This is a genomic window from Nocardioides sp. B-3, assembly GCF_024703895.1.
GTDB lineage: Bacteria > Actinomycetota > Actinomycetes > Propionibacteriales > Nocardioidaceae > Nocardioides.
This window is the reverse complement of record NZ_CP087968.1, coordinates 2265999-2285846: the sequence shown is the minus strand read 5'-3', so window position 1 is coordinate 2285846 and position 19848 is coordinate 2265999. Positions and strand designations below refer to the sequence as shown.

Below are 19848 nucleotides of genomic sequence, written 5' to 3'. Positions count from 1 at the left end.
CAATGCGCCGGCGAGGCCGCCTCACTCACCGTCAGTAGGCCCCGTCGGAGGCGACGACCGCGCGGAAGGTCTTCCAGAGAATGATCAGGTCCGAGGTCATGGACCAATTCTCGACGTAGTGCACGTCGAGACGGATCGCTTCGTCATACGTGAGATCCGAGCGGCCAGACACCTGCCACAGCCCGGTCATCCCGGGGCGCACGGTCAGGCGCCGACTGGCGACGTGGTCGTACTGCTCGACCTCGAAGTCCCGCTGCGGACGCGGCCCCACGAGGCTCATGTCACCCTTCAGCACGTTGAAGAGCTGAGGCACTTCATCGATCGAAAAGCGGCGGATGAAGGCGCCCACGCGAGTGATCCGCGGGTCCATCATCAGCTTGGGCAACTCGCTGAGCGACTTGCCCTCCGCCATCAGGAGTATCTCGAGCTCCGCGTCCGCGTCTTCTCGCATCGAACGGAACTTGATCATAGAGAAGTGTCGCCCGTCGCGACCCACCCGGTCCCGGCTGTAGAAGACGGGGCCGGCACTGGTGAACTTGACTGCCGGGGCGGTCGCCAAGATGAGTGGGAACAGCATGACGAGCAGCGCCGCAGCTCCCACGCGGTCGAAGAGGCTCTTGGTGTACCGCCCGGCGCCGGCGTACTGCGGCTCGTCGAGGTGGAGCATCGGCATACCCGACAGGTCGTGCAGGTGAAGTCGGCTGCCGACAACATCCGGGACGTTGGGAGACAGCATCAGTTCGATGCCGGTGCCATCGAGCTGCCACGTGAGCTCACGCAACCCTGTGGCACCAAGGTGGTCTGTGTCCGTCACCAGCACCGCTTGGGCGTTGGTGATCGTCAGCGCGTCACTCAGCGAGGCTGCGGCCGTCAGCACGGGGACGAAGGAGTCCCCCCTTCGAGGATCACCGCGCCGGCGGTGGAGACATCAGGCACCCAGACACCGGAGACGCGGTAGCCCGTGGCTGGTCGGCTCCGGAAGAACTCGTTGATCTGGGCTGCACCGCGGGGACCACCGATGATCATCACGTTGGCCGGGGCGCGGCCTTGCGTGCGTCGGTGATGCAGGGCCACCCGGGCTGCCTTGCGGCCGGCGAGGAGGCCGATCAGACCAACGGGCAACGCGATGGCGAGATAGCTACGAGACGCGTCGACCTTGAACATGAGCGAGAGCATCGCGAGCACCGCGAACACCCGGAACGTCGCCACGACGACGCGGCGGTACTCCTCGGTGCCGTGCCCCATCATCCGAGGGCTCCGCGTGCGGTGGACCCGGAGGGAAACCCACCACGCAAGGGCGATGACAGCCCCCGGGACCCCATAAGGCAGTGTGCCGACCGTCGTCACGACAGACGACTGGCCCGTCCCTGAACCTCGAGAACTGTGCGGCTGCCATGGCCACGCACAGCACTCCGAGGTCTGAGACGAGCAGGACCGACGCGTACTTCTGGCGCCACCGCAACGGCGGGACGCGGACCGCCTCTGCCAGCGGCTGACGAGCTTCAGCCAATCCGTGAACAGCAGCCGCATCGTGGCTGGCGGGACGCCAGTCGTCGACGATACTCACGAGGAGACTCCCCGGCACACACCGCTGTTCAGGTGAAGCACTACTACCCCCGGGACAGACAAGTTGACCTGTCAAGTGTCCGTCACAGGTGAGGGCTCCGTGACCGTTTTCCGAAACCTTTACCGTCCTGTCGTGAGACCTGCATCACCACTTGTGGGTATCCCCTGCACAAGGTCAGCAGGCGCCGGCCGACACCTCGCCACGTGACCCACTCAGGACACCCGGCGTCACTCGCAGCTCGGGGGCCGCGGTCTGTCCCGGAGCGGTGTCCATCGTCCACGCAACCGGGACCTCGCGGCCCTTGACCGGGACCGCGAGCGTGACCACCTCGCGGCCCTCGAGGGTGACCGGGGTGACGTCGACCTGCTCCCCCGCCACCGACACGGAGGTGATGGCTCCGGCGCGCACGGCGCATGCAGCCGCAGCAGGAGCAGCTGGGTGCCCGGCTCGGTGCCGAAGTGGCCACCGCCCGTCACCGAGGGCGGGAGCTTCGCCGCCTCTGCGGGAGAGATCTCCCGGCGCAGCGTCATCGCTCCGGTCAGGGTGCGGCTGCCGTCCGCGGCGCACGCGTCGGCGGTCAGGGCGACGTCGTGGCGCAGGTAGTAGGACATCTTCGAGCCGGTCGCGTCGTTGACGTCGACATCAACGTGCGGGACGTCGCCGTCGTCGCCCGTCAGCGCGCCCTCCACAGCCGTGCCGGCGAGCGCGTCGCTCACCGTTGGGTCGTCGACCGCCACGAGGAAGCGGCCCTCGCGAGCCGCGCGCGTCAGGCCCCCGACGAAGTCCATCGGCGACGTCACGTCGCCCGTGATCGCGTCGAGCACCGTCCCGGCCGCCCGGGCGAAGAACAGGTCCCGGGACTCCGGCGCCAGCTCGAGGTAGGGCCGGCTGAGCAGCTCGAAGACGACGTTGTCAGCCGTGAGCGTCCGGCCCGCCACCCGCACGGGAGCGGTGCCGTCCATGACATAGGAGAGCGCCACCGGGTCGGTCGCCAGCACGCCGTCGAGCTCGACGCGGGGGTGGGCCTCCTCCCACCGCGCCTCGGCCAGCTCGGCGGCCCGCGGGAAGTCGGGCGTGAAGCCGACATCGTGGAAGTAACTGCCCAGCTGTTCGCCGTACACCTCGCGCTCCTCGGGTGAGAGGGGCAGGACCGGCGTGGCCCGCTCCCCCAGACCCGACGCCGTGCCCCGGTCGTGCATCGTCAGGACGCCGTCCTCGGCATGCAGGCGGGCGAAGCTGCCCGGCATCCCGCCGGTGGCGCGGATCTCCGCGTTGTTCTGGAAGAGCACGAGGTAGTCGCGCGGCCCCTCGGCCCCGAGCATGCGGGGCAGCACCGCCACGGCCGTCTCCCCGGACGCGAGCCCGCGAGCGAGGCCGTCGAGCTCGTCGACGTACTCCTCCACACCGTCGCGCACCGGACCCACCGGGCCCCCGGCGTCGACGTCGGCGACCGGGTCCTCCGCTCGCGCCGCGGCCGCGGCGGCGGTGGCGACCGGGGTCGCGAGCCGGTCCGGGGCGCGCAGGTCCACACCCCGCCCGGCCTGCACGTCCGGCAGCAGGTCGGCGGCCTCGAGCAGAGGAGGTACGGCGATAGACGCGAGCTCGTCGAGGGAGGCGCTCAGCGCACTCACCGCCCCGAGGTCGTCGCCGACGACCGGCAGGTGCCCCAGAGCGCCCCACCACGGACCGTCTGTCGCCGCGCGGGCGCCGCGGGCCTCCACGATCAGCCGGTCCGCGGCCGCCGAACGTGCGTCGGCGTCATCGGCCTCCACCGCAGCCCGCAGGTCGCGCACCGCGTCACGGGCATCCTGCAGGCGCTGGGCCGCCTGCCAGCCGGTCCAGCCCGTCCAACCCGCCGCGAGCAGGGCGGCGACGCCGACACCGGCGGCGATGGTGCGAGTGCGCTTCACGACGACTCCAGATCATGCAGCGACCCCGTCACACCGAGGCGTGACGGGGTCGCTGGGGAAAGCGAGGGACTCAGGCCACCTTGAGGGTGAACTTGGTCTTCGACGCGATGTAGACCGACTCCGCACCCTTGGGGGTGAACTTGAGCTTGACGGTGTACTTGCCCTTGGCGAGCTTGCCGAGCTTGTAGACGTCGACGTCGGAGTAGCGCACGGTCTTGGTGCTGACGACCTTTCCGGCGCGACGCACGACGATCTTGACCCAGCCGGTGGGCTCGGCGTTGCCGGCGGTGTCGACGACGACCTTCACCTTGGCAGGCTTGGTGGACACAGCCGGGCGGGGCTTGGCCTTCACCTCGGTCGGGACGGTGCCGGTGTAGGGACCGGCGACGGCGGCGGAGCCGCTGAGGCCGATCACGCCGAACATCATGGCGACGGCCGTGAACAGGCCGACGAGCGTCTTCTTCACTTGATTCCCCTGTAAGTCATTGGTTGGTTTCGCAACCATATTCATGGAACGGCACTCCCCATGACCATTCCGCGAAAGTGGACCGACCCGTGTGCTCCAACTCACAGCGATCATTCCTGGGCCGCGGACCAGACCTTCACCCAGTCGACGTCCATGTGCTGCGGCAGCTTGTCCTCGCCGTCGAGGTGCTGCAGCTCGTAGTCCGAGCTGAGCAGGCTCAGGATGAGGAACTCGGGCTGCCCGGAGACGCCCTGCGTGATGGTGTCGGTGACCCGGCCATCGATCCGGAAGACGTAGCGCTCCGGGGTCCACTCGACCGAGAACACGTGGTACTTCGAGGACCAGTCGTCGCCGAACTGATCCGGGTCGGGCAGCCAGCTGCCGGCCGTCTTGCCCTTCGCGGTGGGGTGCCAGTAGACGAAGCTGGTCAGCCCGCCGTCCGGGTGGTCATCGCCGAAGTACTCGATGACGTCGATCTCGGCGCCCGTCTTCTTGGCCTTGCCGACCGGCACCGGGCCGAAGCCCTGCATCCAGAAGGCGCCGTGCTGGCCGCGCTCCGCCCGGAACTTGATCCGCGCGGCCGCGTGGCCGTAGGTGAAGCTGTAGGCGCTGCCGAGGTGGCCGTTGAGGCGGTAGTCGAACTGCTTCTTGGAGCGGCACGCGCCCTTGTCGGGGTCGTTGATGACGCTCAACCGCAGGGCGCCGTCGACCACCCCGGCCGCATCGTCAGACGCGCGGGAGCACAGCCGGACACCGGTGTAGCCCCCGGTCGCGTGTCGCCCACAGCGAGTCGTCCAGCGTGTCGAACTCGTCGACGAACGTCTCGGCCGGGGCATCGTCGGTGGAGAGGTGGATGCCGACCGGGCCGTCCCCCTCGGAGACGACGCGCAGCTCGTCGGCCTCGCCCACCGTGAGGGCGACGCGGCCCTCGTCGTCGGTCTCGGCCGCGTCCTCGGTGGTCCAGTCGTCGCCGTCGGCCACCTGCAGCTCGACCGCCTGACCGGCCGGCGCACCCTCGATCCTCGCGTCGACGACGTACTCCGCATCCGTCGACTTCTCGACGTCCTCACCGACGGCGGCGATCTGCGGGAGCACCGTCGCGGTGATGCCCGCGCCGTCCTCGTAGTCGGACTCCGCGAGGTCGATGCCTGAGGCTCCGGAGCACGCGGTCAGCGCTACCAGACAGACGATCGGGGCCGTACGGCGAAGGGCGGTGGCGATTCGAGACATGCCGCGCATCTTGCTTGGCCTAGCGCGCGACTCGCAAACCGAGGAGGTAGAGCTCGCAACCGGTGCACAGCCCGAACACCGCATTGAGCATGGCCGCGACGACCGCGAAGCCGATGGCCACCTGCGCGACCAGCAGCGCACCCGTCGCAAAGCCGAGCAGGGCGACGATCGTGAAGGCGAGCCCGACGCCCCGGGCGAAGCGCGGCGGCCGCGGGTCCTCGAGCCCGCCGGGCGGCGACAGCCGGGGTCGGACGAGCGTCTTGAAGACGTACGCAGTCGGGGTCCGTTGGACACCGAGCGTGACGCCGCTCAGGAAGAACACCGCCTGTATGGCGACGAGCGCGACGGCCACGGGCGTCGGGACGAGCAGTGCCACCGCGAGCAGCACCGGGGTCACGGCCGCGGTGAATCGCGGCCCACGAGGATCGATCACGAAGCGACTCCGGTCGGTAGTGCGGCCGGGACCCGGGGCCCGCTGGGGTGCACCCGCGGCGCGGGCGATCTCACGGCCGTGTGAGTCGAGCACGAGTGTCGTGGGTGTACGGCGCACGTCGAGCGCTCGCACGAGGTCGAGGTGCTTCTCGGCGTCGATCTCGAGATGGCGTACGCCGATCTCCCGCTCTGCGACGTCCGCGAGCACCACCCGGGTCGTCCGGCAGGGGGCGCAGAACGCCGAGGAGAACTGGACCAGCGTCGCCCGCCCGCCGAGGGATTCCCGGGGCAGGGCGTCGATCAGGTGCTGCCAAGCCGAGTCCCGGTCGTCCGGGGGTTTCGTGACGGCGCTGGCGCGCCTCCTCGACCGCCGAGGCGGCACGAAACCCGCCATCGGTGGCGCGGCGGAACGCGCCGAAGCCAACGGCTACGACGAGGGCGACGCCCGGGATCACGATTCCAGTCACAACAGCCTCCAATTCACCGCTGGTTGAGCAGGGCCGCCGTGCCCGTGTCGAAACCAAGGTGACCTTGGTTTTGACACGCTCGCTGGCGCTCGCTGCTCAACCGGCGGTGTCCAATCAGATCGCTACTGCGACCTCGGCCACCGAGCCGATGGCCGCGGTGACCGCGGTGTCGACGGGGTCGGCCTTGGGGGCCAGCGTGCGCAGGGTCCACTGACCGTCGCCCGCGAAGAAGCGGAAGTGTCCGGTCGCCGAGGTGGGGACCTCGGCGGTGAACTCGCCCGTCTTGTCGAGCAGACGCACGTAGGCGTTGGGGACGGGCTCGCCCTCGCGGGTGACCCGGCCCTGTATCACGGCCTCGATCTGCGTGTTGACGCCGTCGAGCGACAGGCCGCCCTCAGTCGCGCCGCACATCAGGCGTCAGCCGTTCCGGGCTCGTCGCCGAGGGCGATCGGGACGCCGACGAGGGAGCCGTACTCGGTCCACGAGCCGTCGTAGTTCTTGACGTTCTTGCGACCGAGCAGCTCGCTCAGGACGAACCGGGTGAGCGAGGAGCGCTCACCGATGCGGCACAGCGCGATGGTGTCCTTGTCCTGGTCGAAGCCGACCTCGTCGTAGAGCTTGGTCAGGTCCTCGTCGGACTTGAAGGTGCCGTCGTCGTTGGCGTTCTTGCTCCACGGCACGTTGACCGACGTCGGGACGTGGCCGGCGCGCTGCGACTGCTCCTGCGGGAGGTGGGCCGGGGCGAGCAGGCGACCGGCGTACTCGTCGGGGCTGCGGACGTCGACCGGGTTCTGCACGTCGATCGCGGCGATGGTCTCGTCACGGAAGGCGCGGATGGAGTGGTCCTGCTCCTGCGCGACGTAGGTGGTCGCGGCGCGGGTGGGCAGCTCGGCGGTGAGCTCGCGCGAGTCGAGCTCCCACTTCTTGCGGCCACCGTCCATGAGCTTGACGTCGGCGTGGCCGTAGAGCTTGAAGTACCAGAACGCGTAGGCGGCGAACCAGTTGTTGTTGCCGCCGTAGAGCACGACGGTGTCGTCGTTGCTGACGCCACGGCTCGAGAGGAGCTCCTCGAACTGCGCCTTGTTGACGAAGTCGCGACGGACCCGGTCCCGGAGGTCGGTGGTCCAGTCGAGCTTGATGGCTCCCCGGATGTGGCCCTTGTCGTAGGCGGTGGTGTCTTCGTCGACCTCGATCACGACGATGCCGGCGGTGTCGAGGTTGTCCTCGACCCACTGGGCCGAGACGAGCGAGTTTTCGCGGCTCATGGGATGTGCTCCTTGATTGATCGGACAGCTGTGGGGTGAATGGCTCGGTGACTGGCTTGATGGGAAGCAGAGGGGCAGGCCGACTCAGCGGCATGCAGAAACGGGCCCACTTCTCGCAGAATAGTCCACAAGAACAGTGGACTTAGCAGAGGATGAAGTGTGGACCCGTCAGGACATTCGACACAGCGCCGAGCGCGTGCGGCAGTGATCCACTGCGCGGCGCTTGGTCAGCATGGTCGTGAACATGGTGAGGACTCTAGGGCGGCACCAACCGCCAGACTCAGTTCGTCTCGCATGTTGGATGGACGTTCCATGGATTGAGACGGCCTGTGGATGACGCCAGCGGGCGTGGGACGGATCGTGGTCGGCTGGAGGCATGACAGCCGGAGTCACCACCAACCCACTCTTCCAACTCGATTCTCCGATCATGGACCCGAGGTCGCTCCACCGTGCTGTGAACTGCGCGGACATCGCGATCCCTTTGATCGCGGCCGAGGGCTGCCGTGCCGTGTCCGCCGGAGTCCCTGGCCCGACAGCAGGGCGTCACCCAAGCTGCGGCGCTCAAATGGTTCGGCTCCACAGCGCACATGTGGGAGGCCTTGGCCACCGTCATCGGCGCGCGATGGATCTCGTGCCCGGATCGGTCGGATCGACTCTTCGCTGACACGATGCGCACTGACCGGGTGCGCGCGCCGTACTGGTCGGACCTCGACCTGTTCCGGGCGGTGTCCCTCTTCCTGCCGCTCAACGAGCACGAGATCGAGTGGACGCGGGTGTGGTTGTCCATGCTCGAGCTCGGTCGACACCGGGAACTCGTTGGCAGTCGGGTAGCCGGGACCGAGGCCCGGGAGCGTGAGGTTCTCCACCGAGTGACGATGTGCCGCGACATACCCACCCCGGACTCGACGCTGGTGCTCGTGCGCGGCCTGAGGCAGATGGTCGCCGCCACCCACGAGCCGTTGGAGCTGAGCACCGCCCACGACTGGCTGCACCTCCACACTCATCGCGCGTACATCGAACACGGGATCCCTGAGCCAGCGAGCGATGAGGACGTCCTGCCCTCCACCACGCGCTACACCTACTACCGACCCACCTGATCTACCGGCACCCTGATCCGGGTAACGAGGTGGATACCGAATCCCCTCGATTTCAGGTCCCTCCTTCGGCGAGGTAAGCAACGCGTTACCAACCACGCCGCCGACCAAGGCGAATTCGCCCGATTGGGTAGGTATTCAGTTACTTACCGCGCCGGCGAGGCCCCCAGAATCCGGGCATTTGGTAACTACCCGGATACCGCGAGGACCCGCTCGAACTCGTCCGCACAGGTCTCGAGCGCGAACTCCTTCTCCGCGAGCAGGCGCGACTCCGCGCCCAGCTGGGCCAGCCGTGCGGGGTCGCGGAGCAGCTGATCGGCCCACATCCCCGCGGCGGGCAACGATGAGCGCACCGGTGGCGCGATGAAACCACCGGCATCGAGCACCAGAGACGCCGCGAGGTTCTCCGGGGGCATCAGGCCCAGCACCGGTCGTCCGGCCGCCGGGTAGGACAGCGTCTTCGACGGCACCGAGAACTCGCCGGCGTCCTGCTCGAGCAACACGACGAGGATGTCGCCGGATGCCGGGACGTCCGGCAGGTCGGAGTACGGCTGGAAGGGCAGCAGGGTCAGCGGCACGTCGAGCCGCGCGGCCGCGGCCTTCACGACGGGAACGGCGGGACCCTCGTTGACCACGACCAGCCTGACCGGGGTGCCGAGCTTCCGAACGGATGCGGCAAGCGAGACCAGCAGCTCCGGGTCGTGCTTGAGCCCGAGCGTCCCCGCGTAGAGCAGCGTCGGCTCGTCGTCGAGGCCCTGCGTCACGGCCCAGTCGTTGTCGCGCTCGCGCGGGGAGATCTCGTCGAGCGGCGCCCAGTTGGGGATGACCGTGACCTTGTCGGCGGTGCCCCACTGCGAGTGCACGGAGCGAAAGGCCTCGGTGATCACCACGATCGCCGCGGCCCGCCGCGAGGACCAGCGCTCACCCCACTCCAGCACGCGGGCGAGCAGCGAGAAGATCGGTGACAGCTTGGTCCCGGCAAGTCGGGCCACCGCGACGGCCTGCACGTCCTGATGCCACAGCACCCGGGGCGTACGCCACAGCCACAACACCGCCGCCAGCATCACCAGCATCGGCACCGGCGTCGTCGACACGAGCACCGGGTCCGGTCGTGTACGGCGTACGAAGGCAATCAGGTCCAGGGCCGAGGCGAAGTTCCTGCAGCGAACGCCGGACATAGCTGGTCTTGGCGATGGTGCGCCCCACCGACACCGGCGAGAAGCGCACCGTCGCCCCCTCATCCGTGTCGCCGTCGGCCTCGAGCCGACCGTGCCCACTGACGTAGGCATCGCACCGGGCATGCGTCACGTCGTGCCCGCGACGGGAGAGCTCGCGACTCAGCTGGGCCCGGAAGGGGTGGCCGCTGAAATCGAAGACAAGGAGTCGCACGACCTCAGCCCCGGGAACGCTTCACCCGGTCGTGGACCCGGGCGTAGGTGACCTCGAGGCCGTCGGCCAGAGCGGTGGAGGGCGTCCAGCCGTGGAGCTCCTCGATCAGGGCGTTGTCACTGTTGCGGCCGCGCACGCCCAGCGGAGCGTCGAGGCGGTAGTGGCGGTCGCAGGTGATCCCGGCGATCTCCTCGACGATGTCGACGAGCTGGTTGATCGTGACCAGCTCGGAGCTGCCGACGTTGACGGGCTCGCCGGACGAGCCGTGCATGACCAGCTCGGTGCCGCGCAGGCAGTCCTCGATCCGGGTGAAGCTGCGGGTCTGCTGCCCGTCGCCCCAGATCTCGATCTCGTGCTGACCGCTGATCGCCGCCTCGGCGATCTTGCGACAAACGGCCGCCGGCGCCTTCTCCCGACCGCCGTTCCACGTCCCGTGCGGGCCGTAGATGTTGTGGTAGCGAGCGACCCGGGTGACGAGACCGAAGTCCTCCTCGAAGTGCCGACACATCCGCTCGCTGAAGAGCTTCTCCCAGCCGTAGCCGTCCTCGGGCATGGCCGGATAGGCGTCGGACTCCTTCAGCGCGGTGACGCGGGAGTCCTCCTGCAGCCCGGCGGGATAGACGCAGGCCGAGGAGGAGTAGAAGTAGCGCTCGACTCCTTGGGCCCGCGCGGCCTGCAGCATGTGGGTGCTGGTCAGCACGGACAGCATGCAGGCGGCCTTGTTGTTCTCGATGAAGCCCATGCCACCCATGTCGGCGGCGAGCATGTAGACCTCGCCCACCCCCTGCGAGGCGCTCATGGCGCCGTCGAGCAGGGACAGGTCGGCCGTCACGTTCTCGGCGTCAGGATGCACCTGGTGCCACTCGTCGAGCGGCTTCACGTCGACACTGCGAACCGTGCGTCCCCGGTCGATCAGGCGCGACACCAAGTGCCCACCGATGAAGCCGCCGCCACCGGCGACCAACACGTCCACGCTCACACGCTGTCCTTTGTTCCTGACCCCGACACGCACGTTAACGCGTGAGAAACGATTCGGTCACTGTTTCTCGTGTGACAACCTCCGCTTGTGAGATCAAGGCCTGCCGACACCACGCCGGCACCGACGCCGCCGCTGCCCCGGGCAGACGGCGTCCGGAGCCGTGGCCATGGTCTTCATCGTTCTCTGGCACACGCTGCTCACGGTCATCCCGCAGGATCCGACGCCACCGTGGTCCCGGTTCTTCCCGGCGCTGGGAGGTCTGTCGCAGGCGGCCGTCCTGTCGTTCATCGTGCTGTCGGGCTATCTCCCGGGCCGGCACTGGCGCCCCGGCGACCCGGGCACTGAGACGCGCCGCTACCTCCTGCGTCGCAGCTGGCGGTTGTTGCCGCCCTACTGGTTCGTCGTCACCCTGACCATCCTCGCGATGCTGCTCCCGGGCCTGCGCCACCCCGGCGGCAGCCACTGGGACGTCGGCCTGCCGATGACGTGGACCAACACAGCACTCAACTACCTCCTGCTCACCGATTTCGCCGGCATCAGTCCGTACAGCCACCCCATGTGGAGCGTCCCGGTCGAGTTCCACCTCTACCTGCTAGCTCCACTCGTCGTGCTCGTACGCCGTCGCGCTGTCACCCTCGCCCTCGGCACCGTGCTCACGCTCGGCATCGCGTTCGCCGCCCCCGGCTTCATCGCACCGTTCTTCGCGCTGGCCTTCGTCAGCGCGTTCTGGGACCGGTCTGCAGCGCCGGGCGCTCACGGCCATCGACACCCGCCGGCTCCCGGCGGCGGTGCTGCCCGGCGCACTCGTCGGGTTCGCGACGGCGGCCCTGATCGTCGTCGCGGGCGACCTGCCCCAGAGCGGCACCCGGTTCCCGGTCCTCGAAGCCGCCGCGACCCCGCTGCTGATCTGGTGGATGCTGCGGCACGACCTGTCCGCCCGGCAGGACCGGACGCAGCGGCTGCTCTCCAGCGCCCCGCTCCGTTGGGCCGGCACCGGGTCCTACAGCACCTACCTCGTGCACGCCCCGGTCATCGAGATCCTCTGGCGTTTCGCCGTCGAACCGCTCGGCCTGACCGGGGACGCCGCGCCCCCGGCCGTGCTCGTGCCGTCGTCGCTCGTCCTCAGCCCGGTGGCCGGCAACCCGGTCTTCCACTGGGTCGAGCACCCGTCGTCTCGCAGGTCGGCGGCCGTCGGCAGAAGGGACCGGCCGGCATGCGCATCCTGATCGAGGCCATGAGCGCCAAGTTCGGCGGCATCCGGACGTACGTCGACAACCTGCTGCCCGCCCGGTCGTCGGTCGCCCCCGGCGACGAGGTCCACGTGCTGGTGCAGTCGGACTCGACGATCGACGTGCCCGCTCCCCTGCTGCGGCACGACATCGCCGTACGCGGCCCGGAGGTGCTGGCGCGGCCCCCGGCCCAGACGCGGGCCCTGCGACGGCTGGTCCGCGAGCTGGAGCCCGACGTGGTGCTCGCAACGCTCCCGGCCACCACGCTGCTGCGACTCGACGTGCCGCTCGCCATCGTCGTCTACGACCTGCGACACGAGCTGCGACCCGAGCAGTTCGGTCGTGCGCGCCGGGCCCTGCGCTGGGCGAGCTACAACCGCGGCTACGCCCCCGGCCGACGGCTTCGTCAGCATCTCGCAACGCACCCTGACCGACCTGCACTCGCTGCATCCGAGCACCGTGGGCCGACCCGCCGTCGTGGCTCACCTCGGCGGCGACCACGTCGACGACTGGCCGGCCGCCGAACCGACCGGGCGGGTGGTGACGTTCGCCCATCACACCAACAAGAACCTCGACACGGTCCTCGACGGCTGGCAGCTGCTCGGCCCCTCGGCGCCGGAGCTGCTCGTCCTCGGTGTCTCGGGCGATCGCCGTACGACCGTCGAGGAGGGCGTGGTGCGACGCGGCCCGGCCGGGAGCGTGAGCCCGGCGCCGTTCCCCGGGCGAGACGGACTTCCGGCGCACGCTGGCGGGTGCCTCGATGGTGCTGTTCCCCTCGGACTTCGAGGGCTTCGGCCTGCCCGTGGTCGAGGGGATGCGACTCGGCGTCCCGGTGGTGATCGGCCCGGAGCCGGCGACCCGTGAGGTGGCCGGCGGTCACGCCTTCGAGATGTCCTCGTGGCAGCCGGCCGAGCTCGCCCGCGCCGTCCGCGACGGACTCGCCGCATCGCCGGCGCAGCTCGCCGCCGCCCGCCAGCACGCGGCCGGCTTCACCTGGGCCAACAACGTCACGCAGACCCGCGAGCTGCTGACGACGTTGCTCGGGCCAGCACCGGGAGCTGGCCGAACAGGGTGACGGTGCCCGCGGCGGCCAGCGCCCAACCGGCCGTCGTCAGGGGGCGTGGGGCAGGTCGGCGAGCAGCACGCCGACGACCATCGTGGCGAGCCCGACCAGCTCACACCACGTGGCGGCCCCGGCCTCGCCCATGCCCACGAGACACACCGACGTGATCCGGCGCAGGCCCAGCACGACGCCGGCCACGACGAGCACCCGCGCCAGCGGCACCGCCGGTTCGGCCTCGGCCCCGAAGGCCAGCACCAGCACCGGCGCCGGGACGAGCTGGATGGCCGGGCAGGCAGCGACGCCGACGCCCACTGCGACGAGCAGCCAGCGGCGTACGAACGCGGGACGCTCGGCGGGCGACAGCGTGCTGACCCGCGGGCCGACGAAGCTCGCCAGCGCCACCAGCAGGACGATCGGTCCGGTCTCGAAGGCCCAGCCGATCGTGAACAGGCCGAGCAGATAGTGCCCGCCGATGAGACCGACGAGGAGCTGCTCGATGCCGAGGGTGTCGATCGGTGCCGCGGTGGTGACGAGCGCGCTGCGCGCATAAGTTCGTACGGCGCCTGCCGTCGGCCACTCCGTGCCGTCACCCGGCACGCCGCGCGCGACCAGCCGGAGCGACACGACCGCGACGACCGCCCAGCCGGTCAGGCTGATCGCGAGCAACAGCCACACCGACCCGCCGCCGGTGAGCAGCAGCAGCGCGGTGGCGGCCGCATAGAACACCGCGGGCAACGGCTGCAACCGGGCCAGCGCCTCGAACCTCTGCTGCCCCTGCAACGCCGCCATCCCCATCATCGCCGCCATCACCGCGGCGACCCCCAGCCCGACGATCAACGCCAGCAGGCCTGCGCGCGGCAACGGGTGGGAGAGCTGGTCCAGCACGAGCACCGTGGCCGCGGCCAGCACCACGCAGACAACGACCTGCCGCACGAAGCGTCGCTGCAGGCGCGCCCGGGAAGGCCGCCGCATCGAGCCGCCTGCTCGCGACGAACCACGTCACGGCGGCCGGCAGCCCCGCCACGCCCACCCGGCTGACGAGCAGCACGACGGCGAAGACGAGCGCCAGACGGCCGCGGTCCGAGATGCCGAGCATGCGCACCACGAGCGGCCCGGAGACCACGAGGGCCGCCTGCGCCAGCAGCGAGGAACGCAGCAGCCGGGCCGCTGGATGGCCGGCCGAGAGTCGGAGCCGACCGGCGCCCGGGGGCGGGCTCACGATCAGCGGGTGCGGGGTTCGACGAGCAGGACTCCGAGCACCCGCGCGTCGACGTCGGCAAACTGTCGTGCGGTCTCGGTGATGGCGTCGCGTCCGACTCCGGCCGGCCTCGAGGACGAGGATCGCTCCGTCGGCGCCCGCGGCGAGCTGCAGACCGTGCGCCGCCGCGACGACAAGGACCTCGTGCTGCTCGCGCAGTCCCGCGACCTGTCGCTCACCGTCGGGGCCGGGCTTCGGCGCGACCGCGTGTGCCCGGTAGCCGGCTGCCGTGAACGCCTTGCTCAGCTTGTCGGCGATGTCGTCGAGCCCGTCGTGCAGAGGAGTGACAACCACACAGCGTTGCGTGGACCCGGCCGTCATGGCCAGCACGGCGTCACGCACGGAGTCGGCCTCCGCGTCGGAGCTGATGCTGCCGAGCGGCACCGAGCCCCGGGCCGCGGATGTCGTCGGGCGTGCGGACCCGCTGGTCGAACAGGTCGCGCAGCACCGCCAGCGCGACGCCGAGCAGGAGTCCGGCGACCAGTCCGGCGAGGATGTTGAGCAATGGTCGGGGCGAGGTGGCCTCCTCGGGGAGGGTTGCCTCCTTCAGCGTCGAGACCTCCACACGGAGTCCGCCCACGTCGGCCGTCTCGATGCCCGCCGGGACGTCGTTGTAGTTGCGGACCACGGCCTCGGCGAGGTCACGTGCCTGCTCCGGGGAGTCGCCGGTCGCCGACAGGTTGATCAGCACCGTTGCGAACGGGACCACCGCGTTGATCCGATCGGCAACGTCCTCGGGCGACTCGTCCAGCTCGAGGTCATCGATGACGACGGTGGCCATCGCCTCGGTGTTGGCGACTGCGGCATACGACAAGGCACGGCCCTTGACACGGACGCCGTCGGCGACGATCGCCTCCGAGTCCGAGTCGTCGCCCGCGCTGGCGACGTAGAGCTGGGCGTGGGACGTGTAGACCGGGTCCGCGGCGAGCGTGATCGCCAGCGCCCCGAGCCCGAGGACGACGGTCGAGACCGCGATGAGGCGCCAGCGCGCAAGGATGCGCAGCACATAGGCGTTCACGGACATTGCTGCTCCTCCGGGCTGGACTGCGCGCAAGTATCACATTGGCCGCCCCTCACCCCACGACGGCCTAAGGTGTCGGCGTGCTGACCGACCCCGCCCTCCTGTTGATCGGTTGTGCGCTCGGCGTCGCGGTCGTCGCGGCGGGCGTCGGCTTCCAGCGGTACGGCGGACCGTCGGCCTCCCGGCTGCTGGGCATCGTCGCCTTTCTGCAGCCCCTCAACGGCGTACGTCCCTTCGGTCCCGGCGCCTCGCTCGGCGACCCGGCTCTGGTGCTGCTCGTGCTGGGCTGCCTGCCGTTCCTCGGTCGACTGCGGATGCCTCCGCGCGTGCTCGTGCCCTTCACCGGCGCGCTCGTGATGTGCGCCGGCGGCCTGCTCGGGATGGTCGCGACGGACGGCTGGTGGCAGGTGCAGTGGCTCCTGCGGTTCCTGCTCGGCATCCCGTTGGTCATGGGGACACTGGCGATCGTCCGCCCGTCCCCGCGGCTCGCCGGCTGGCTGGCCGGCTGCTACGCCGCCGGTGCCACGGTGAGCGCCGTCGCGGCGATCACCGGCCCCGTCATTCCCGGCTTCGCGCGCGTCGGGGCTCGGCGAGCACCTCATGCACCCGGCGGTGTCGACGATGTTCGGCGTGGTCCCGGCCATCGGCTGGTTCGTCTCCACCTCGTCGACCCGGCAGCGCGTCGTGGCGTCGGCAGTCCCGGTGCTGTGCCTCTGGGGCCAGCTCCTCACCGGGGCCCGCTCGGCCCTGCTCGGCACCCTGCTGGCGATCGCCTACCTCGCCGTCCTCGGACGTGCCCGGGGGCTACGGATCGCCGTCGGCGCCACGATCGCCGCCGGGATCGCGATGGCCGCCGCCATGCCCTTCCTTCCTCACGGCAGCACCCTGCACCGGACCTTCGGCGGCGACCTGTCCGGTCTCGTGACCCTGAGCAACGGCGAGCATCTCCAAAATGCCCCGGACGCGCTGGCCGAGATCGGCGCCCACCCATTGACCGGGCTCGGCTTCGCGCAGGGGCTGGACGCCCACAACCTGTTCCTCGAGTCCGCCAACATGGGCGGCGTCCTCGGCCTCGCCGGCTTCTTCCCTGATCTGGGGGACGATCGCCGCCCTGCTGGTGCGACAGCTGCGCTACGGCGTACGCCGCAAGGACTGGCTGAGAGGGTCGTTGCTGGTCGGCGTCGCGGGCTACTTCGTCCTCGCGCAGCTGGAGAACATGGTCTGGGACCGGCACCTGTGGTTCTTCATCACCGTCGCTCTCTACGCGCTGCCGCCGACGAAGGCCGACCCAGACGACGCTCAGGAGGTCCAGGGCCGCGGGCAGCACGCCCCGCAGCGCGGCCAGCCCGGCACTGTCCCCGGCATGGACGACCGCCACGTCCCAGTAGTCCCACTCACGGGTCCGGTCCAGACGCGTCGCAACCTCGGACATCTCGGCCAGTGGCACCCGGCCCGGGGCAACGCCGTGGTTGTCCCAGATCCCGACCTCGGCATAGTCCCGGGGCGGCCAGTCCAGGCCACACCGCCAACGGGTCGTTGCCGGCCAGCCTCGAGAGCCCGTGGTCGTACTCGAAGAACAGCACCGGCGATGCGTCGGCCCGGGCCTCGGCCAGCGCCGGCACCAGCCTCACGTCGTGACCGTCGGTGTCACTCTTGACGAGGCGGACCCGGTCGAAGCCGGGGTGGGCCACTCGCAGCGCGGCGGGCGTGATCACCTGCGCCGCGTCGGCCTCGCCCGGGGCGAAGCGGGTGGTCCCGCCGCGGCGGACCGGCGCGAGGTCGAGCCGGTCGTCGCCGCTCCACAACAGACCCGGGTGCACCGTGATCCGCGGCTCCCGGTCGACGTTGCGATGCAGCCAGTCGAGCCAGTGCGGATCGCCCTCCACGCAGAGCACCTCGCCGTCGACGGCCGCCAACACCTGCAGCGCGGTGTCGCCCACGTTGGCACCCACGTCGATGAGTCGCAGCGGATCGGCCGCGCCCAGTGCCGTCGACAGGGCCACGATGTTCTGGCCGTACGCCGGAGCCAACCGCGCGTAGTCCGGGAGCCGGTGCGACCACGGCAACCGGAGCTCGACTCCCTGCACGACGCGGACGACTTCGCGATCCGGGCGCAGTCGGCGCACCGTCCACGACGCCCGGTTGAAGGCCCGGTGGGCGATTCTTCGCATGGGAGCGAAACCTATCTCCTCATCGTCGGCCGGGGACGGAAGCGGGCCCCGGCGCAGGTGCGCCGGGGCCCGCTCTGAGGATCGGGGTCAGTTCTTGACCTTGACCTTCTTCTTCTCCTCGTTGGAACCGACCTTGCCCTTGCCGGTGAAGAAGAAGACAAGCTTGTGCTTGCCCTTCTTCAGCTTGCTGAGCGAGACGGTGCCCTTGCCCTTCTTGATCTTGCCCTTGGCGATCTTCTTGTACTTGATCGTGCCGTTGTCCTTGACCTTGACGATCTCCTTGACGACGACCGTGCCCTTGACCTTCTTGCCCTTGACCGGCGGCGCCTTGACCTTCAGCGACGCCTTGTCGCCCTTGACCTTGACCTTGATCTTCGGCTGGTAGCCGACCTTGGTCGTGGCGAGCGAGGTGGCGGAACCGAGCAGCTTGCCGTTCTCCGCGGTCACCCGCACGGTCAGATGGTCGCCGAGGTGGGCGGTCGTCGGGGTGAAGGTCTCACCCTGACCAACGACCGTGGTGCCGACGAGCCACTGGTAGTTGAAGTCCGTGTTGGTCTGGACGTTCCACACGCCGGGATCGGCGGTGAGGGCCTTGCCGACCCACGCGTAGGGCGAGGTGATGCTCGGGCGCTCGACGGCGCCGAGCTGGTTGCCCAGCACCGCGTTGAGGCCACCGGTGACCCGGCCTGCCTTCACGGTGATGATCACAGCGTCGTCGACCTTGGCCCGGTCCTTCCACCACTCGCCGGCGTGGAAGCCGGAGAAGTCGTCGAAGCGGATCTTGTAGGTGCCGGGGCGCATCGACCGCGTCTCGAAGGTCGAGTCCACCTCGAAGTCGGCGAAGACGCTCGTGTAGTTGCCGTCGCGGTCCCCCATGGCCGACACGGAGGGCTGCAGCGGGGTGCCGGCCGGGCCGGTCACCGAACCGGCGAGACCGCCGGCGCGCTCAAGGGTGAAGTCGACAGCGCCGACGGGCGTCCCGGGCGTCACGGTCACGGCCGGCGAGCGGTCGTAGTCCCGGCTACCGCCCCAGTAGGAGCCGAAGAGGGTGAACGCGTTGTCGTCACCCTGCTCGATGTAGCTCTGGTCGCTCCCCGCGCTGATCTTGAACTGGTTCTCACCCTGCACCTTGTCCAGCTCGGTGAAGGCATAGACGCCCTGCCGGTTGGAGTAGGCGACCTCGAACGGCTTCACGTCCGACGCGTGGGCCGGGGTGCCCTCGGCGAAGATCGGAGCGCCGACGACCGGCGCACCCAGGGCTGTCCTTGACCGAGCCGGTGATCTCGACCGTCTTGGACGGGTCGGCCGGCTTCGGGGTCAGGTTGGCGTTGATGGCGCCCACGTGCTGGCCGACGCCCACCGCGACGGGGGTGGCGCTGCTGAAGTTGGTGGCGTTGTTGTAGTACTCCGAGCTGTACTCGCCGATCGGGTCCGTGGAACCACACCTGCTGGCTGCCGGTCGGGGCGTTCTTGACCGAGTAGTAGCCGAACTTGTCGGTGTAGTCGTACTTGAAGTTGCCGACGTAGACCTGGACGAACTCGAGCGGAGCGCCCGCGTCACTGGTCACCCGGCCGCTGACGCTGCCACCGGGGGGCGAGCACGACGTTGCCGACGTCGGTGCCACTGGCGAGCGCCGTGATCGGGTAGGCGGACGCGAGGTCAGCAGCGTCCGAGTAGAACTCGAGGGCGTAGTCGTTGGCCGAGAAGGCCACCTTCACCGGCGCAGCCTGCGTCGGGATCTTGAACGCGCCCTTGTCGTCCGCGTGAATACCACCGAGGTAGTCGCCGTCGGCCGCGTTGAAGACGTCGACAGCGGCGCCGCCCGGGGGCTTGCCGGCCGCGTTGGTGATCTTGCCGAGGATGTAGGGCTGGTCGATCGTCCAGCCGCCGAGCTGGACCGGCGCGCCGCCGGAGACCACGATGGCGTCGGACGTGGCCGGGTCGGCCTTGTCCTTGTAGTACTCGGTGATGTAGCCGGTGTCGAACGAGAACTTGTACGTGCCGTCGGAGAGGCTGCCGTCGATGTAGCCGTTCGCGTAGACGTCGAAGTCGAAGTACTCCTCGTAGACACCGGTGGTGGTGTCGAGCCTGAAGACGTTCAGGTCACCGCTGATCGGGTTGCCGAGACCGTCGGTGACGCCGCCAGTCACGGTCGAGACCGCGTTGGCGGGAGCCATCACCCCCAGACTCAGTCCCGCGGCGACGAGTGCGGCACCCGCACCGATCGCAGTCAAACGACGCCCGAGGCGTCGCGAAATAGCGTTGCTCATACTTCCCCCTACTAAATCGGACAATGCGGACTGAGT

Annotated in this window: 22 protein-coding genes; 4 read left to right on the top strand and 18 right to left on the bottom strand. The window is 69.7% G+C overall.

Annotation, left to right across the window (positions count from 1 at the left end):
- Positions 1 to 31: 31 nt before the first annotated feature.
- The 9 genes from LP418_RS15100 to LP418_RS15060 form a co-directional block, all read right to left on the bottom strand.
- Complete coding sequence (locus LP418_RS15100) at positions 32 to 877, bottom strand: sugar transferase (protein WP_257952690.1); 846 nt, start codon at positions 875 to 877, stop codon at positions 32 to 34.
- On the bottom strand, positions 871 to 1248 hold the full coding sequence (locus LP418_RS15095) for a hypothetical protein (RefSeq protein ID WP_257952689.1): 378 nt from the start codon (positions 1246 to 1248) through the stop codon (positions 871 to 873). The genes LP418_RS15100 and LP418_RS15095 overlap by 7 nt, the downstream gene beginning before the upstream one ends.
- A gap of 546 nt (positions 1249 to 1794) precedes the next feature.
- Positions 1795 to 3477: a DUF4012 domain-containing protein gene (locus LP418_RS15090; RefSeq protein ID WP_257952688.1), complete on the bottom strand. Its 1683-nt coding sequence runs from the start codon at positions 3475 to 3477 to the stop codon at positions 1795 to 1797.
- A gap of 70 nt (positions 3478 to 3547) precedes the next feature.
- Entirely contained in the window at positions 3548 to 3943 is a 396-nt protein-coding gene (locus LP418_RS15085; RefSeq protein WP_257952687.1) for a hypothetical protein, read from the bottom strand.
- Between the two features lie 110 nt (positions 3944 to 4053).
- Complete coding sequence (locus LP418_RS15080) at positions 4054 to 4656, bottom strand: glycoside hydrolase family 16 protein (RefSeq protein ID WP_257952686.1); 603 nt, start codon at positions 4654 to 4656, stop codon at positions 4054 to 4056.
- 13 nt (positions 4657 to 4669) lie between these two features.
- Positions 4670 to 5173, bottom strand: a complete 504-nt coding sequence (locus LP418_RS15075; protein ID WP_257952685.1) for a hypothetical protein — start codon at positions 5171 to 5173, stop codon at positions 4670 to 4672.
- A gap of 19 nt (positions 5174 to 5192) precedes the next feature.
- Positions 5193 to 5999, bottom strand: coding sequence for a DUF4395 family protein (locus LP418_RS15070; protein WP_257952684.1), 807 nt, complete (start codon positions 5997 to 5999; stop codon positions 5193 to 5195).
- Between the two features lie 187 nt (positions 6000 to 6186).
- Complete coding sequence (locus tag LP418_RS15065; protein ID WP_257952683.1) at positions 6187 to 6483, bottom strand: DUF1416 domain-containing protein; 297 nt, start codon at positions 6481 to 6483, stop codon at positions 6187 to 6189.
- A complete protein-coding gene (locus tag LP418_RS15060) occupies positions 6483 to 7337 on the bottom strand; it encodes a sulfurtransferase (RefSeq protein ID WP_257952682.1) in 855 nt (284 codons plus the stop codon). Before LP418_RS15060 ends, LP418_RS15065 begins: the two co-directional genes overlap by 1 nt.
- A 668-nt stretch (positions 7338 to 8005) precedes the next feature.
- Between LP418_RS15060 and LP418_RS15055 the strand changes: the two genes are divergently transcribed.
- The gene (locus LP418_RS15055; protein ID WP_257952681.1) at positions 8006 to 8434 is read left to right on the top strand and encodes a hypothetical protein; all 429 of its coding nucleotides are present in this window, start codon (positions 8006 to 8008) and stop codon (positions 8432 to 8434) included.
- A 185-nt stretch (positions 8435 to 8619) separates the two neighbouring features.
- Here LP418_RS15055 and LP418_RS15050 read toward each other — a convergent pair whose 3' ends face one another.
- Positions 8620 to 9672 carry a glycosyltransferase family 4 protein gene (locus LP418_RS15050; RefSeq protein ID WP_257952680.1) on the bottom strand — a complete coding sequence of 351 codons (1053 nt, stop codon included), beginning with the start codon at positions 9670 to 9672 and terminating at the stop codon, positions 8620 to 8622.
- Between the two features lie 152 nt (positions 9673 to 9824).
- Complete coding sequence (locus LP418_RS15045) at positions 9825 to 10799, bottom strand: NAD-dependent epimerase/dehydratase family protein (protein WP_257952679.1); 975 nt, start codon at positions 10797 to 10799, stop codon at positions 9825 to 9827.
- A gap of 166 nt (positions 10800 to 10965) precedes the next feature.
- Here LP418_RS15045 and LP418_RS15040 point away from each other — a divergent pair, with 166 nt between their 5' ends.
- Entirely contained in the window at positions 10966 to 12867 is a 1902-nt protein-coding gene (locus tag LP418_RS15040) for an acyltransferase family protein (protein WP_257952678.1), read from the top strand.
- The gene (locus tag LP418_RS15035) at positions 12789 to 13103 is read left to right on the top strand and encodes a glycosyltransferase (RefSeq protein WP_257952677.1); all 315 of its coding nucleotides are present in this window, start codon (positions 12789 to 12791) and stop codon (positions 13101 to 13103) included. Before LP418_RS15040 ends, LP418_RS15035 begins: the two co-directional genes overlap by 79 nt.
- 36 nt (positions 13104 to 13139) lie before the next feature.
- Here LP418_RS15035 and LP418_RS15030 read toward each other — a convergent pair whose 3' ends face one another.
- Genes LP418_RS15030 through LP418_RS15020 form a run of 3 tightly spaced genes read right to left on the bottom strand, consistent with a single transcriptional unit; the run spans position 13140 to position 15373 of the window.
- A complete protein-coding gene (locus tag LP418_RS15030) occupies positions 13140 to 13715 on the bottom strand; it encodes a hypothetical protein (RefSeq protein WP_257952676.1) in 576 nt (191 codons plus the stop codon).
- A complete protein-coding gene (locus LP418_RS15025; protein ID WP_257952675.1) occupies positions 13678 to 14733 on the bottom strand; it encodes a hypothetical protein in 1056 nt (351 codons plus the stop codon). Before LP418_RS15025 ends, LP418_RS15030 begins: the two co-directional genes overlap by 38 nt.
- Positions 14684 to 15373, bottom strand: coding sequence for a YveK family protein (locus tag LP418_RS15020; protein ID WP_257952674.1), 690 nt, complete (start codon positions 15371 to 15373; stop codon positions 14684 to 14686). Before LP418_RS15020 ends, LP418_RS15025 begins: the two co-directional genes overlap by 50 nt.
- A gap of 77 nt (positions 15374 to 15450) precedes the next feature.
- On the opposite strand from LP418_RS15020, the gene LP418_RS15015 reads away from it, so the two are divergent.
- Positions 15451 to 16461 carry a hypothetical protein gene (locus tag LP418_RS15015; RefSeq protein WP_257952673.1) on the top strand — a complete coding sequence of 337 codons (1011 nt, stop codon included), beginning with the start codon at positions 15451 to 15453 and terminating at the stop codon, positions 16459 to 16461.
- Between the two features lie 303 nt (positions 16462 to 16764).
- Here LP418_RS15015 and LP418_RS15010 read toward each other — a convergent pair whose 3' ends face one another.
- From LP418_RS15010 to LP418_RS14995, 4 genes are all read right to left on the bottom strand, one after another.
- Entirely contained in the window at positions 16765 to 17541 is a 777-nt protein-coding gene (locus LP418_RS15010; protein WP_257952672.1) for an FkbM family methyltransferase, read from the bottom strand.
- An 87-nt stretch (positions 17542 to 17628) separates the two neighbouring features.
- Positions 17629 to 18735, bottom strand: a complete 1107-nt coding sequence (locus tag LP418_RS15005; protein ID WP_257952671.1) for a hypothetical protein — start codon at positions 18733 to 18735, stop codon at positions 17629 to 17631.
- Positions 18732 to 19109, bottom strand: coding sequence for a hypothetical protein (locus LP418_RS15000; protein WP_257952670.1), 378 nt, complete (start codon positions 19107 to 19109; stop codon positions 18732 to 18734). Before LP418_RS15000 ends, LP418_RS15005 begins: the two co-directional genes overlap by 4 nt.
- The gene (locus LP418_RS14995) at positions 19099 to 19692 is read right to left on the bottom strand and encodes a hypothetical protein (RefSeq protein ID WP_257952669.1); all 594 of its coding nucleotides are present in this window, start codon (positions 19690 to 19692) and stop codon (positions 19099 to 19101) included. Before LP418_RS14995 ends, LP418_RS15000 begins: the two co-directional genes overlap by 11 nt.
- Positions 19693 to 19848 lie beyond the last annotated feature (156 nt).